The following is a 13614-nucleotide window of genomic DNA, read 5'->3' as shown; positions in this document are numbered from 1 at the left end:
TATCAAAGTAATTCAGATTAGATTCCGAAAGCAGACTTAACTGCATCTACGTAGTCTAATTTTTCCCAAGTGAATAATTCCACTTCTTTGCTTACTTTTTGGCCGTTAGGACCAGTGAAGTGTTTCGTAACGATCTCGTTCTTACGTCCCATGTGTCCATAAGCTGCCGTCTCAGAATAGATTGGGTTACGTAATTTCAAGCGTTGCTCGATAAAGTAAGGACGCATATCGAAGATAGCTTCTACTTTACGGGCGATTTCGCCGTCTGTCATGTCTACTTTGGCAGTACCATACGTATCGATGAATAAACCGCAAGGTTTAGCTACACCGATCGCGTAAGAAACTTGTACCAATACTTGGTCACATAAACCAGAAGCAACTAAGTTTTTCGCGATATGACGTGTTGCATAGGCAGCTGAACGGTCTACTTTGGAAGGATCCTTACCAGAGAAGGCACCACCACCGTGTGCACCTTTTCCTCCGTACGTATCTACGATGATCTTACGACCTGTTAAACCCGTATCTCCGTGTGGACCACCGATCACAAATTTACCTGTTGGGTTAATGTGATAAGTGATCGCATCGTTGAATAAGGCTTGCAATTCTGGCTTTAATTTAGCCTTAACGCGAGGGATAACGATTTCTACGATGTCCTTGTTGATTTTCGCTAACATCTCTGCTTCTGACGCGAAATCATCGTGCTGAGTAGAAACAACGATTGTGTCGATGCGTTGAGGTACGTGATTATCACTGTATTCGATCGTTACCTGAGATTTTGCATCAGGACGAAGGTATCCAATTAACGAGGGCTCGTTATTTCTGATAGCGGAAAGTTCTTGTAAGATTTTGTGAGCTAAATCTAAGGCCAAAGGCATGAAGTTGTCAGTCTCCTTTGTAGCGAAACCGAACATCATTCCTTGGTCACCTGCACCTTGCTCTTCTGGGTTCTTGCGATCCACTCCTTGGTTGATATCCGCTGATTGCTCGTGAATCGCAGATAAAATCCCGCAAGAATTTGCCTCAAACATATATTCTGACTTCGTATAGCCAATCTTGCGAATCACTTCACGTGTAATGGCTTGCACGTCTAAATACGTAGTTGTGTTCACCTCTCCAGCTAAAACGACTTGACCTGTGGTTACAAGCGTTTCGCAAGCTACTTTAGAAGTGGGGTCAAAGGCCATAAAATGGTCAATTAACGCATCAGAGATTTGATCAGCTACTTTATCTGGGTGTCCTTCAGAAACCGACTCAGAGGTGAATAGATAAGCCATGGGCGAATATTATTTGTTTTGAGATTAAAATCAGGGCAAAAATACGATTATTCCAAGGAACCCGCAAGTTCCATTCATTTAATTTTTGACCGGTAAATAGTTTTCAGTGCTGCTTTTACAAAAGGTAAAGTAGGTACAGACCACATCAAGCGAAGGTCTTCCTTCCAGGAGGTGTCTTCTTGTAAAAACTTCAAAAGAAGTCCAGGCTTGTTATTGTAAAAAAGGCTTTCAAACACTTTAGAACCGGCTATTTTTTGATCGATCAGCACTTGCAAGAAAACTTCGTCTAGCCAAATCTTCCAAGAATTAACAGGAATAACAAGTGAGGTAGATGGGCCTTTTTCAAGCATTGCTACAAGGTCTTTGCAGAATTTTTGGGTTCGGTAAAAACTATAGCCGGTTGTGGATTTTACGAAGCCACCACTTGTACCTATTTTAAGGTGTTTTTCATATAAATTGGCCGGTTTATTCGGATTATTGCGCATGGGAATCACACCACTTTCTTCCTCTTTCAATAGGTAATCATCCTCAGTTAGACCATAATAAGCGAAAAGATAGGATTTGATTTTGTCACGGTAATAATCAGGCTCGCGCAAGGTACCAGAGAAAAAAGTGTATTCAAATAAGGCTTTTCTGGGACTTGTGGGTAAGACGTACATAAACTCACATTCCTTCTCAAATGCTACGCGGAAGTCAAATAAATGAGCCGCATCCGTTTCAAAGTTATTAAAATTGCATTCGACCACCCAACCTAAAAAATGTTGCTTGAGGTGTTTGGGATTTGCATTATCACAAGGAAATGGGCTGAAGCTATCGATGATTTTTTCTGAGGCATAAAAGGAGCCTTCTGAAGTATTAACACAAGATCCTATTCCCTGATAGCTGATTGATTTAATTTCAGCCTGAAGGTAGTGAATGTTTGAGTGTTTGCTGAGTTCGGTCTCTAAGTGTGAAAACCACGCATTACCGTTTATCTTCCGATAGGAATAAGGCTCGATATCGATCTTTAAAGAGGACGGTCTCGCGCTGTGGAAATAGAGAGAATCCCAGGATTTTTCCGCCAAGGCATCAAATTCCGACGGCTCATCCGACCAATAACAAAACGTTTGTTCATTTCGAACGCCCCGATCGATGATCAAAATTCGCTTGTCGCTGAGACTACTTTGGCCTACATAATAGGCAAAAGATAAACCGGCCATTCCCCCTCCCGCCAGGATGAAATCGTATTCTCGATAGGCTGGGCCGGGTAATTGCATAAACTAGATGTGCTTTTCCGCGTGATAACTCGAACGAACTAAGGCTCCAGATTCTACGTAAGCAAGCCCGCGTTTCAATCCTTCCTCCTTGTACATCGCGAAGGTGTCCGGGTGGATCCACTCGATGACCTCATGGTGCATTTTCGTAGGCTGTAAATATTGGCCTAAAGTCAATACATCCAAGCCGTTCTCCACTAAATCATCCATTGCTTTTAATACTTCGTCTTGGGTTTCGCCTAGACCTAGCATAATGCCGGATTTATTGCGTTTTCCAAACTCTTTCGTCCGCTTGATTTGCTCCAAACTACGCGCATATTTCGCTTGTGGCCGAACGTAGCGGTACAAACGTTCTACTGTTTCCATGTTGTGAGAAACGACTTCTTGTCCACCTTCGATCATGCGAATCAAGGCATCCCAATTCGCTTTCACGTCTGGAATCAAGGTTTCGATGGTCGTGGCAGGTGTGGTTTCTTTAACAGCGCGAACCGTTTGGTACCAAATTTCTGCTCCTTTATCTTTCAATTCGTCGCGGTTCACCGATGTGATTACAGCGTGTTTTACCTGCATCAATTTGATGGCATCTGCTACGCGGCGTGGTTCGTCTTCATCGTATTCGTTTGGACGGCCGGTTGCTACGGCGCAGAAGGTACAAGAGCGCGTGCAGACATTTCCTAAAATCATGAAGGTTGCTGTGCCCTCGCCCCAGCATTCCCCCATGTTAGGGCAATTGCCGGATTGGCAAATTGTGTGCAATTTGTATTCGTCTACGATTTTGCGAACGTTCGTATATTTTTCGCCAATAGGCAATTTAACGCGTAACCAATCTGGTTTGCGAGAATTAGCGGCTGGACTTACTTGAGGTAATTCAATCATCTTTTTTTTATTTACTTTTTCCAAAGAAAAAGGTCACATAACCCGTCGTATAAACAGAGCGAGGGGCCGTTTGGTTTAAAATTTCAACGGGTTGGCTAAAATAATCCACAATAAAACCAGTTTCTACAGCTAGGTAATTTTGTTTTAAGGTCTCAAATTTAAACTCGAGAGCTGTTTTTAGATGCCATCCGGGAATAAATTTGGCCTCTGAAAAGCCAGAAAAGATACTTCCTTCTCCGCTGATAATAGACTTATTATAGCTGTTGTCTAAGGCTTTTGCCATTGGGACTGAAGTAGTTAGGGTTTTGCCTCCAGCTTCTGTATATACGATATCCACAAAATAAGGCTTTTGTATTCCAATTGTGGGTCCCGTAGCGATTCGGCCATTTAAACTCGTTCCACCATCGCTAGCTTGTTTCAATAAGCTCCATTGGCGTCCGTATTCAGGCCTGAAGTTTATTAAATAGTTCAACTTTCCTTCCACAAAGCTTTTCCCATTATATGAATAGGGGGAATCAAACTCGCGGTAATCTTTTGTATTAGTTAGGTCAAGATTGACAAATGAGCGATTCTTAAAGGTTTTCAAGAAGCTAAACCCACCTAAAATTCCGGAGTTGGTATTCGTATTAACGCCAAATCCCCAAGACGAAGATTGCGTTTGCGTTTCTTTTTTCTGGGGTGTTGCTGATTTTCTTTGGCCCATCATCAAAAACGGTACCCCTAAAATCACCCACAAGAAAAAAAATCTAGGCATTCAAGTAAGGTTTAATATCGTCCACTGAAATGTCCCAATGCGTAGCAGAATAGGGGCAAGCGCCTTTATCAATCACTAACACTTGAGGTGATTGGTGTTCAACAGCGAATTGTTCTGCAATTTGACCTGAAATAGGTCTATAGGCGATTAAATCCAAATAATAGGCCGGTGTATTTTCCGAATCCCAAGCTCTTTCAAAGCGATTTAACGCAGTCGATGAGATGGAACAACGTGTACTGTGTTTGAAAATGACTACCGGTTTTTCTTGTGATGTTTCCACAATTTCCGCCAGTTGTTTTTCGTCTGTCAAGGGTATCCAATTCATATTCACCTGCCTTTTTCGTAATTTTAACAATTCAACATCAAATTTAGTAAAAAATGAGGGTTTGCCTCTATTCTTTTGTCTTGTTTTTATATCGGGGACTGATTCGATTCGCGGCATTGTTTCAATCAAAAGCAGCATTGATGAATGAGGGCCAAAATCAGGTTTGGTCCGGTCTCGAGCAGCATTTCAAAACGAATGAAAAACCAGTAGCTTGGTTTCACACCGCCTCGATGGGTGAATTTGAGCAAGGAAGACCCATCATTGAAGCCCATAAAAAGGAAAATCCAACTCATTTTATTTTGGTTACCTTCTTCTCGCCCTCGGGTTATGAAGTGCGAAAGAACTATGCTGGAGCGGATTATGTCAGTTATTTGCCTTTGGATGGTTTTTTCAATAGTGCTCGTTTTCTAGATTTGGTGAAGCCATCGTTGGCAGTGTTCGTGAAGTATGAATTTTGGCATTATTACTTGACTGGACTGAAAAAACGAGGCGTTCCTACGATTTTAGTTTCTGCCATTTTTCGCCCTAATCAAGTATTCTTCCGCTGGTATGGTGGTTTTTACCGTCGCCTATTAGACTGTTTTGCACACCTTTTCGTGCAAGACCAGGCATCAGCGGATTTATTGCAGCGGTCGAATGTGACGGTGGCGGGGGATACGCGATTTGATCGTGTATTGGATACGTTACGTCATCCGGTATCTTGGGATTTATTAACAACGTTTTTAGATAATAAAGAATTTATGGTGGTGGGTTCTGCCTGGCAGGCCGATATGGATGTGTTGATTCCGCTTATCAATTCGAAGAAATACCCTTTTAAATGGGTCATTGCGCCGCATGAAATTCATTCAGAAGAATTGAAAGCATGGGAAGAAAAGATTGCATTGCCGGTAACTTATTCCAAAGGTCCAGCGCGTGAAAAGGCCGATGTTCTTTTTGTGAACGAGGTAGGTCGTTTAGCGAATCTATACAGAGGTGCTTCGTTTGCTTACATTGGAGGTGCTTTTGGAGATGGTTTGCATAATACGTTGGAGGCGGCGGTGTTTGGTCCCACGGTCTTTTTTGGCAATAAAAACTACTTGAAATTTCGGGAGGCGCGGGATTTAATCGAATTAGGTCTGGCTTTTCCAATTGCTTCCACGGAAGAATTAGATCAGGCGATGCGAGTGATATACGATGTAGACGATGTTTTTGTAAATAAACAGGTGCAATCGCGTGCTTTTGTCCAATTACAAGCGGGTGCAACGGAAAGAATCAGTCAATTTGTGCGTAATTTAGCAATCGATGGAAGGAAGTAAAGGCTTAATTATGCGTTCAACCGGATCTTGGTACGAAATTCGTTCCGAGTCAGGAAAGGTCTTTAAAGGACGTTTGAAAGGTAAATTTAAGTTAAAAGGACCTAAAACCTCGAACCCCGTTACGGTGGGCGACCGCGTCATTTATGCGGTCGAAGATGAAGCGAATGAGACGGTTGTCATCGAAGAAATCATCCCGCGTACGAATTACATCATCCGAAAATCTGTCCATAAAACGGGGCAGGGTCAGTTAATGGCTGCGAATGTGGATCAAGCCATCTTCGTGATGACCTTGAAATCCCCTAAAACCTCTTTGGGTTTTTTAGATCGTTTTTTAGTCACTGCCGAAGCTTTTCGAATCCCAGTCACTATCGTGTTTAACAAGATGGATTTATTGAATGAGGAGGAAGAGGACCAAATCTTTGAATATGCCGCACTTTACCAAGAATTAGGCTATGGCATCTTGTTTACCTCTATTCCACGCAGCCAAGGCGTGGATGAATTCAAGGCGATGTTTGCCGGAAAGGTGTCGCTTTTAGCAGGCCATTCAGGCGTAGGGAAATCCAGTTTATTGAATTTGGTATCTCCCCATTTGAATATCAAAGTGAAAGAGATTTCGGATTTTGCCCAAAAAGGCGTCCATACTACCACCTATACCACCATGTGGGAATTAGGGCCAGAGACCTATTTGATCGATAGTCCTGGCATTAATGAATTAGGTGTGATGGAGATCGAGAAAGAAGAATTATCGCATTATTTCCCTGAAATGCGCGCGCTGATAGGCGAATGTAAATTCAACAATTGCTTGCATATTTCGGAGCCAGCCTGCGCTGTATTAAAGGCCTTTGAGGCGGGAGATATTGCACATAGTCGCTATTTGAGTTATTTGAGTATTTTTGAGAACAACGACAACCGTCGCTAAACCTATGGAAAAATCCTATGTATGGGGCATCGATTTAGGGGGAACCAAGATCGAATGCGCCGTATTGTCTGCCGCTGATTTAACGCAAGTCATTGCCCGAGAACGCATCGATACCGAAGCATCGAAAGGCTACGAACACATCATTTCACAAGTAGCCCGTTTAGTTTCAAGGGTCTCTGAACAGCTAGGTGTTTCACCTACCCGAATTGGTTTTGCCACTCCTGGCGTCTTGAATCCAGCTACCCAAACGATGAAAAACTGCAACACGACCTCCATGAATGGTCGTCCGATGGCAGCTGATTTAACCAAAGCCTTAGGAGTTGAAGTACGTCTTGCAAATGATGCGAATTGCTTTGCGTTGGCAGAAACCCATTTGGGTGCGGTGCAAGACGTGAATCCGAAGGCTGAAGTCGTTTTTGGCATCATCATGGGAACCGGTGTAGGTGGTGGATTAGTCGTTCACGGTCAAGTTGTCAATGGCTTGCACGGAATCGGTGGCGAATGGGGACACAATATTCTAGAAGAAGGCGGGAAAGCGTGCTATTGTGGTAAATCGGGTTGTGTGGAACACGTTATATCCGGACCAGCTTTAGAGGAATTCTATTTAACTGAATCAGGCCAAAAACTCCGCATGCCACAAATCCTTCAAGCTCATCTTGCTGGTACAGATATTCACGCCTCTGCCACTATTGAGCGAATGCTGGAGAATTTTGGTCGTGCCGTTTCCACCTTAATTAATGTCTTAGACCCTCAAGTCATCGTCATCGGTGGAGGAGTGGGGAATATCGATTTGCTATATACAGAGGGAATCGAACGCATCAAGAAATACATTTTCAATTCAGGAGAAGTGCTGACGCCTATTGTGAAGCCTAAGTTGGGTGATTCGGCAGGGGTTTTTGGGGCTGCGCTTCTTTTTCATTCTGAGGCTATTTAGTTGAGGGATTTTCAAATTGGTCTACGCCATAATTTCTAAAATCCCTCAACTAAACAGCTCTCTGCTAAAAATTGCTTGCGAAAATGAGTCGTCCTGCGAACTTAGTCATCGCTTCGCGATTTAGTCGTCCTGCGGACTCGGTCGTTATTTGTGACTCATTGACTAAAACAAAGTTGACTAAGCTGCGAAGCAGTGACTAAGCCACGAAGTGGCGACCCAGCGACTAAGGCGCTATGCGCCGACTAAACTTTCAAGAATATTTTCTTCTTCCAAAACACCCAACATACTCCCCAGCATACTAATACGAAAGTGATCGCATAAGCGAGGGAGCCATTGTATTTACCAAAGATGGGTTCGAAGAGATGCCAATACAGCCATTGACTAGCTGACATGTCTTGGATTTGCACATTTCCTAATTGGATAGCAATGATTTCAGAAATCCCGTAGGCAAGTATGGAATTTGTACCTAATACAAGGAAGAATGTGTTTCCAAAGTGGCGTTCTTTAGTCTCTATCCACCAGTTTAATAATCCGATCAAGATAAAATCAATGCCGGCACATAGTAGCACAAATGAACTTGTCCAAAGCTTTTTGTTAATGGGAAACGCCTGATCCCATATCATAGCCACCAAAATCAATGCCGTGCCCCAGCCTAGAAGACCGAGTAAAGCCGACTTGTTTTCTTTGGCCTGATTCTCTAAATACAAACTCACTTGATATCCAAAAAGGCAGGTAGAAATGGCAGGCAATGTACTTAGAAAACCTTCCGGGTCGAAAGCAAGAGCGATGCCATTCACCACATTTCCATGGTATAAATGCGATTCTCCGAATAAAAATAAATCTAGTTTCCTGACCGCATTCGAACTAATATCCATCCAAAGTCCAGCATCGCCAGAGAAATATAAAATACCCCAAAATGAGAGTAAAATACCGGCATTAATCCATGTTAACCATTTCGATGGGACCTGAAGTGTTAAAAAGGAAACGGCACAGTAGGAAAGAGCGATGCGCGGTAAAACGTTCAAAAAACGCAGTTTTTCGAAGGAGAAATCGGTGAAGGGGAAATAGAAAACGAAGTAATTAATTAAAAAAAGATATATCGTTCGCTTTAAAATTTTGTTTCGTACCGAGGGAGTTAATTCGTAGTTGAATGCCTTGAAGGAAAAGCGCATGGCTACTCCGACCATGAAAAGGAAACTAGGAAAAACAAGGTCTGTGGGCGTAAATCCATTCCATTGGGCGTGCAATAAGGGACCGTAGGTAAAATCGCCATTGCCGTTATTATTGACAAGAATCATCCCTGCAAGGGTGATTCCTCGAAGGATATCAAGCGAAAGAAAGCGTGTTTTCATCGTATTAAGATAGGTTTTATAATAGAGGTCGATTCTGTGGTAAATCTAAAATAATATTTCCCGGAAACGAAAGGTCCGAGGTAAATTGTTGATTCTGATTGCGCTAGGTAAAAAGTGTGGACCACGATTCCGGTACTATTTAGCATTTCGACTTCCGCTGAATGGAATGGAATGGAGATGTGCAAAGCATCTCCAGGGTTTACCGGGTTTGGATAAATACGTAAAGTGGGCTCTTCTAAATTACTTAGAATAAGTTCTATTGCGGTGCTCGCTTTGTCAAAAGTAGGTAGGCCAAATCCCAGCAACATATCTGTTCTAGAAAATTGTGATCCCGATTTTAAGATGGCATTTCTGATTTGTTGGGCGGTATGGTTCGGAAAAGTTTGTATCAAACCTGCCGCAAGTCCAGCCACAAGAGGGGCTGAAAAGGAGGTTCCATTAGAAATTCCTACCGTCCCATCTGTTTTACCCACGACGGTATTGGAACCCATGGCTACGACATCTGGTTTGATTCTTCCATCAAAACTGGGTCCTATCGAGCTAAATGAGGATAATCCACCCAGCGCATTTACAGCTCCTACCGTTAAAATGGAATCAGCATCGGCGGGCGCGGTGATATATTTCCATTCATTCGCACCCTCGTTTCCGGCGCTGATGGTGCATAGAATTCCTTTGCTAGTTGCCCAGGCGGCAGCTTTTGATACGAGGGTAGACTTTCCATTCATGTCCGCATAGGTGTGATTATGCAGCGGATTGTCAAAGGTGGAATAGCCCAATGAGGATGAAATGATGTCTGTCCCCAAGCTATCAGCCCATTCTGCGCCTCTTAGCCAATTCGCTTCCTCTACGATTAATTCGTGACCGCTTTCTTCGGTTTGGGCCAAAGCAAAGGAGGCTTTGTAAGCTGTTCCAATTAATTTACCCGGTTCATATCCTGCGATGGAGGAAAGAACGTTAGTGCCGTGACCACCGCTGGTGTATACAGAGGTAACAGATGGATCCGTGGTCAGAGTGGCGGTGATTCGTTTTTCGCTGAAAGTATTTTGAAGATAAGGCACTGAATTCGCGTTTTTAAATCCATCATCTAGCAGAGTAATTAGAACACCATCTCCGCGAATATTTTTTGCGTGCATTTGGTCGATGCCGAGCTGGTTGATTTGGTAGGATGAATTCCCATAATCAGGACTAATCACAGTGGATTGTGTCCCCGATTGAATTTGAAAGGCCGCACTGGAATCAGCAGGAAAATCCCAATAAAGGCCTTTAGCACAGCTGAGGGCAAGTGTTTTCTTGAGCTCACTCGGTTTTTGCGCGATCAATGCACCGTTAATCCATTTTAGAGGAAACAAAATGCGCGCACCGGTGGTTTTTACTTGGTCTAAGTAAGTAGAGCTTACAGGCAAGTCTTGCAGTGAAATGGCGAGGCGGTTTTTGCGGCGGCGTTCCAGGCTTTTGGAACTTAAAAAAGCGCCCGGATTGTTTATTGAATAACTATTCGAAGCCTTGTCTTTGAATAGAATGAGGTAGCGGTAGGTCTGAGCCTGCATAGAAAGGCTAGCACTGAAAAGGAATAGAAAGATTAACCGCTGAATCATACAGCAAATTAGTGAATTGTAACTAAATTCGTTTGATGAAATTCTTTGCCAAAAGCTTCACGTCCATTTTCCTCGCCGCCTGGATTCTTTTTGGGAGTTTAGGTATTTCGTGGACCGAAGCCACTTGCATCTATACTGGGGCAAAGAAAACAACGATCACAAAAGCGGAATCCTGCTGTCAAAAAACAGCAGAAGCTCATATTTCAAGATCAAAATGCTGTTTGTTAAGTAAGTACCAAGTGAAGTTTAATTTCGACTTAAGCAAAGGAAGTCAATCACTGGTATTCGCTTTTTCTCCTATTTTGAGCACATCGACAGTTAATTCACTTGATTTTTATATCCAAGAGCTTGATTATTTTTCGTACACCTCGAATGCCCCTCCACTCACTCGGCAGGCTCGCTTAGCCCAATTACAGTCGTATTTGATTTAAGAAGATAGGAAGTTTTTTTCTATCATATAAAACCAAACAACGATGTATAAATTACTTATTTTACTCTGTTTTTCTACGCTTTTGCAGGCTCAACAAGTTGTGCGAAAAGATAGTATTGAGCGTGACACAGAATTAAAAGAATTTCGGATAGTGGCTAATCCTGGCCAAAAAGACGATAACGCCATTCTCTCCACGGAAATAATGACGATCAAAACCTTGGGAAAAGCGGCTTGCTGTAACCTATCGGAGAGTTTTGAAACCAATGCCTCTGTTTCTGTGAGTTATGCGGATGCCGTGACGGGATCTAAGCAAATCCAAATGTTGGGTTTATCTGGAAATTATGTTCAAACGAATGTGGAAAATATTCCATCGATCCGTGGACTGAAATCCACTTATGGCTTGAATTATTTACCAGGAACGTGGATTAAATCGATTGATTTGGCCAAAGGAACCATCTCCGTTGTGAATGGATATGAATCTATGACCGGCGCGATCAATGTTGAACTGGCAAAGCCAGACACCTCCGAAGTATATTATTTAAATACTTACACGAACTCGCAGGGGCGTTTTGAGGTCAATCAACAAGGTGCTCATCGCTTCAATTCGCGTTTATCTACGGGCGTATTTACACACTATTCTCAGCAGGCGGCTCGACTGGATGGAAATGGGGATGGCTTTCTGGATTTGCCCTTATTTAATTTAATGAATGTCCTCAACCGATGGAAATATGCCACCGATCGTTGGATGATCCAGTGGGGAGCAAATTACTTGAATGAGGATCGTTTAGGGGGTCAAAAATCGTTTACTTCTGAAGCAGATCGTTCGCAAATTTATGGCTTTGGCAGCAAGACAGAGCGCTTGGAGACCTTTGCAAAAATAGCCCGATTATTTCCTAACAAGCCTTACCAGGGTTTGGCCCTAATTGTAAGCACAGCTAACCATGCAAATGATTCTTATTTCTCCACTAAGAATTATACAGGACGAGAACAAAGTGTTTATGGCAATTTGATTTTTCAATCCATCATTGGCAACACCAACCATACTTGGAAGACCGGTGCCAGTTTTTTACTAGATTCCTATCAGGAGTCCTATATAGACTCTGCTTATGCTAGAACCGAAATAGTACCTGGTGTTTATGGGGAATATACGTGGACGATTCCTACTAAATTAACAGTGGTTTTAGGCCAAAGAGTTGACTTTCATAATCAATTAGGTACACAATGGGTGCCTCGCTTGCATGTAAAATGGGATGTAGCCCCGGATTGGATTGTTCGTTTATCTGCCGGAAAGGGGTGGAGACGGGTGAATCCTTTGGCAGAAAATATGGGCTATTTAATAAATAACCGGGCCTTGAAATTAGTCGGGAATCTAAATCCACTGGAAGTATCTTGGAATTACGGAATCACACTGACGAAAAATATGAACATCGGGTCCCGCAAGGCAAATCTGGTGATTGATGCCTTTCAGACTGATTTTACCCACCAATGGATGGTGGATATGGAGTCTGCCTCCAGTGTTCGGTTTTACTCGAGTCCGGGAGCATCTTACTCGACCAGTTTACAGGCCGAGTTTAATTACAGTCCATTTAAGCGATTTGAATTCAAAGCTGCTTATCGTTTTCAAGATGTGCAAGCAGACTATTTAACCGAATCTGGGGCCTTGAATCGATTGTCAAAGCCATTTTTGAATCGCGATCGGGTTTTAGTCAATTTGGCCTATGCGACACCTTATGAAATTTGGAAATATGACCTGACATGGCAATGGAATGGAACAAGACGGATTCCGGATGCGACGGTAGGGCATCTTCATACCGCTTCTTCTTCCGAAGTTCAGGCTCCTGCATTTTCGACCGTAAATGCTCAAGTAACGCGACAATTTAAAAAGTGGGAATTATACCTAGGTGTGGAAAATCTTTTTAATTTTACTCAAGCCAATCCAATTATGAGTGCTAAAGATCCATTTGCGATGGGTTTTGATGCCTCGATGGTTTGGGGGCCTATTGTAGGTACCATGGTTTACACAGGAATCCGTTTTAAAATCAATTAATATGAAAAAGTACATCTTAGTTTCGACCCTAGTAATGGGAATGTTTGGGGCCTTCGCGTCCACTACTCAAGCTGATCAAAAAGCTGCCAAAGAGAGCAAAAAAGAAGAATATGCGTGTCCAATGAAGTGTGAAGGTAAAAAGACCTATTCGAAGAAAGGTAAATGCCCTGCTTGCACAATGGATTTGAAAGTAGTTAAAAGATAAAGCGATGAAAAAGATCCTATTTTTATTGATTTTGCCGTTTTTGGCTCTTGCTGGTCCTAAGGAAACAGTAAAGATTAAGACTTCTGCGATTTGCGAAATGTGCAAAGAGCGAATTGAGAAGAATTTAGCTTTGACAAAAGGCGTGGCTAAATCCGATTTGAATCTTGATGATAAGGTAATCACGGTGGAATACGATGCAGCGAAAATCGACGCAGCTGGTATCAGAAAAGCGATCTCGGAAACGGGATATGATGCTGATGAGGTGAAGGCGATAGCAAAGGACTATGCTAAGTTGCCTAATTGCTGCAAGAAAAAAGATTAAAGTAAAGATGGTAAGTGGTAAATGGTGAATGGT

Annotated in this window: 14 protein-coding genes; 7 read left to right on the top strand and 7 right to left on the bottom strand. The window is 42.7% G+C overall.

Translation table 11 applies throughout. The features are described from left to right. Window positions 1–17 precede the first annotated feature (17 nt). The 5 genes from metK to ytxJ form a co-directional block, all read right to left on the bottom strand. Window positions 18–1274 carry a methionine adenosyltransferase gene (gene metK / locus G9X62_RS00845; RefSeq protein ID WP_223130951.1) on the bottom strand — a complete coding sequence of 419 codons (1257 nt, stop codon included), beginning with the start codon at window positions 1272–1274 and terminating at the stop codon, window positions 18–20. 74 nt (window positions 1275–1348) lie between these two features. Next, window positions 1349–2530 (bottom strand): lycopene cyclase family protein, encoded by a 1182-nt coding sequence (locus tag G9X62_RS00840; protein WP_223130950.1) that lies wholly within the window; start codon window positions 2528–2530, stop codon window positions 1349–1351. A gap of 3 nt (window positions 2531–2533) precedes the next feature. After that, a complete protein-coding gene (gene lipA / locus G9X62_RS00835) occupies window positions 2534–3403 on the bottom strand; it encodes a lipoyl synthase (RefSeq protein ID WP_223130949.1) in 870 nt (289 codons plus the stop codon). A gap of 7 nt (window positions 3404–3410) precedes the next feature. Then, entirely contained in the window at window positions 3411–4157 is a 747-nt protein-coding gene (locus tag G9X62_RS00830) for a hypothetical protein (RefSeq protein ID WP_223130948.1), read from the bottom strand. Further along, complete coding sequence (gene ytxJ / locus G9X62_RS00825; RefSeq protein WP_223130947.1) at window positions 4150–4482, bottom strand: bacillithiol system redox-active protein YtxJ; 333 nt, start codon at window positions 4480–4482, stop codon at window positions 4150–4152. Before ytxJ ends, G9X62_RS00830 begins: the two co-directional genes overlap by 8 nt. A 53-nt stretch (window positions 4483–4535) precedes the next feature. Here ytxJ and G9X62_RS00820 point away from each other — a divergent pair, with 53 nt between their 5' ends. Genes G9X62_RS00820 through G9X62_RS00810 form a run of 3 tightly spaced genes read left to right on the top strand, consistent with a single transcriptional unit; the run spans window position 4536 to window position 7630 of the window. Then, window positions 4536–5777: a 3-deoxy-D-manno-octulosonic acid transferase gene (locus G9X62_RS00820; protein ID WP_223130946.1), complete on the top strand. Its 1242-nt coding sequence runs from the start codon at window positions 4536–4538 to the stop codon at window positions 5775–5777. Further along, the gene (rsgA, locus tag G9X62_RS00815) at window positions 5764–6696 is read left to right on the top strand and encodes a ribosome small subunit-dependent GTPase A (RefSeq protein WP_223130945.1); all 933 of its coding nucleotides are present in this window, start codon (window positions 5764–5766) and stop codon (window positions 6694–6696) included. Before G9X62_RS00820 ends, rsgA begins: the two co-directional genes overlap by 14 nt. A 4-nt stretch (window positions 6697–6700) precedes the next feature. Beyond that, window positions 6701–7630: an ROK family protein gene (locus G9X62_RS00810; protein ID WP_223130944.1), complete on the top strand. Its 930-nt coding sequence runs from the start codon at window positions 6701–6703 to the stop codon at window positions 7628–7630. A gap of 242 nt (window positions 7631–7872) precedes the next feature. On the opposite strand, the gene G9X62_RS00805 is transcribed toward G9X62_RS00810, so the two are convergent. Both G9X62_RS00805 and G9X62_RS00800 read right to left on the bottom strand, forming a co-directional pair. Then, on the bottom strand, window positions 7873–8982 hold the full coding sequence (locus tag G9X62_RS00805) for an acyltransferase family protein (RefSeq protein ID WP_223130943.1): 1110 nt from the start codon (window positions 8980–8982) through the stop codon (window positions 7873–7875). Further along, window positions 8979–10577: a S8 family serine peptidase gene (locus G9X62_RS00800; RefSeq protein ID WP_223130942.1), complete on the bottom strand. Its 1599-nt coding sequence runs from the start codon at window positions 10575–10577 to the stop codon at window positions 8979–8981. Before G9X62_RS00800 ends, G9X62_RS00805 begins: the two co-directional genes overlap by 4 nt. 35 nt (window positions 10578–10612) lie before the next feature. On the opposite strand from G9X62_RS00800, the gene G9X62_RS00795 reads away from it, so the two are divergent. Genes G9X62_RS00795 through G9X62_RS00780 form a run of 4 tightly spaced genes read left to right on the top strand, consistent with a single transcriptional unit; the run spans window position 10613 to window position 13581 of the window. Next, the gene (locus G9X62_RS00795) at window positions 10613–11008 is read left to right on the top strand and encodes an HYC_CC_PP family protein (protein WP_223130941.1); all 396 of its coding nucleotides are present in this window, start codon (window positions 10613–10615) and stop codon (window positions 11006–11008) included. A 42-nt stretch (window positions 11009–11050) separates the two neighbouring features. After that, window positions 11051–13054: a TonB-dependent receptor plug domain-containing protein gene (locus G9X62_RS00790; RefSeq protein ID WP_223130940.1), complete on the top strand. Its 2004-nt coding sequence runs from the start codon at window positions 11051–11053 to the stop codon at window positions 13052–13054. A gap of 1 nt (window position 13055) precedes the next feature. Then, window positions 13056–13259, top strand: a complete 204-nt coding sequence (locus G9X62_RS00785) for a heavy metal-binding domain-containing protein (RefSeq protein ID WP_223130939.1) — start codon at window positions 13056–13058, stop codon at window positions 13257–13259. Window positions 13260–13263: 4 nt separating this feature from the next. Further along, window positions 13264–13581: a heavy-metal-associated domain-containing protein gene (locus G9X62_RS00780; RefSeq protein WP_223130938.1), complete on the top strand. Its 318-nt coding sequence runs from the start codon at window positions 13264–13266 to the stop codon at window positions 13579–13581. Window positions 13582–13614: the final 33 nt, after the last annotated feature.

Source organism: Aquirufa lenticrescens (assembly GCF_019916085.1).
Classification (GTDB): Bacteria; Bacteroidota; Bacteroidia; order Cytophagales; family Spirosomataceae; genus Aquirufa; species Aquirufa lenticrescens.
Note: the sequence above shows the minus strand (reverse complement) of the source record. Positions and strands in the feature narration are given on the sequence as shown.

What these genes read in the sequence shown, in the direction of transcription:
- metK (WP_223130951.1), bottom strand. Translation starts at nt 1,274, where the DNA reads ATGGCTTATCTATTCACCTCTGAGTCGGTTTCTGAAGGACACCCAGAT.
- G9X62_RS00820 (WP_223130946.1), top strand. Translation starts at nt 4,536, where the DNA reads ATGAGGGTTTGCCTCTATTCTTTTGTCTTGTTTTTATATCGGGGACTG.
- G9X62_RS00790 (WP_223130940.1), top strand. Translation starts at nt 11,051, where the DNA reads ATGTATAAATTACTTATTTTACTCTGTTTTTCTACGCTTTTGCAGGCT.
- G9X62_RS00830 (WP_223130948.1), bottom strand. Translation starts at nt 4,157, where the DNA reads ATGCCTAGATTTTTTTTCTTGTGGGTGATTTTAGGGGTACCGTTTTTG.
- G9X62_RS00805 (WP_223130943.1), bottom strand. Translation starts at nt 8,982, where the DNA reads ATGAAAACACGCTTTCTTTCGCTTGATATCCTTCGAGGAATCACCCTT.
- G9X62_RS00810 (WP_223130944.1), top strand. Translation starts at nt 6,701, where the DNA reads ATGGAAAAATCCTATGTATGGGGCATCGATTTAGGGGGAACCAAGATC.
- ytxJ (WP_223130947.1), bottom strand. Translation starts at nt 4,482, where the DNA reads ATGAATTGGATACCCTTGACAGACGAAAAACAACTGGCGGAAATTGTG.
- G9X62_RS00795 (WP_223130941.1), top strand. Translation starts at nt 10,613, where the DNA reads ATGAAATTCTTTGCCAAAAGCTTCACGTCCATTTTCCTCGCCGCCTGG.
- G9X62_RS00780 (WP_223130938.1), top strand. Translation starts at nt 13,264, where the DNA reads ATGAAAAAGATCCTATTTTTATTGATTTTGCCGTTTTTGGCTCTTGCT.
- G9X62_RS00840 (WP_223130950.1), bottom strand. Translation starts at nt 2,530, where the DNA reads ATGCAATTACCCGGCCCAGCCTATCGAGAATACGATTTCATCCTGGCG.
- G9X62_RS00785 (WP_223130939.1), top strand. Translation starts at nt 13,056, where the DNA reads ATGAAAAAGTACATCTTAGTTTCGACCCTAGTAATGGGAATGTTTGGG.
- G9X62_RS00800 (WP_223130942.1), bottom strand. Translation starts at nt 10,577, where the DNA reads ATGATTCAGCGGTTAATCTTTCTATTCCTTTTCAGTGCTAGCCTTTCT.
- rsgA (WP_223130945.1), top strand. Translation starts at nt 5,764, where the DNA reads ATGGAAGGAAGTAAAGGCTTAATTATGCGTTCAACCGGATCTTGGTAC.
- lipA (WP_223130949.1), bottom strand. Translation starts at nt 3,403, where the DNA reads ATGATTGAATTACCTCAAGTAAGTCCAGCCGCTAATTCTCGCAAACCA.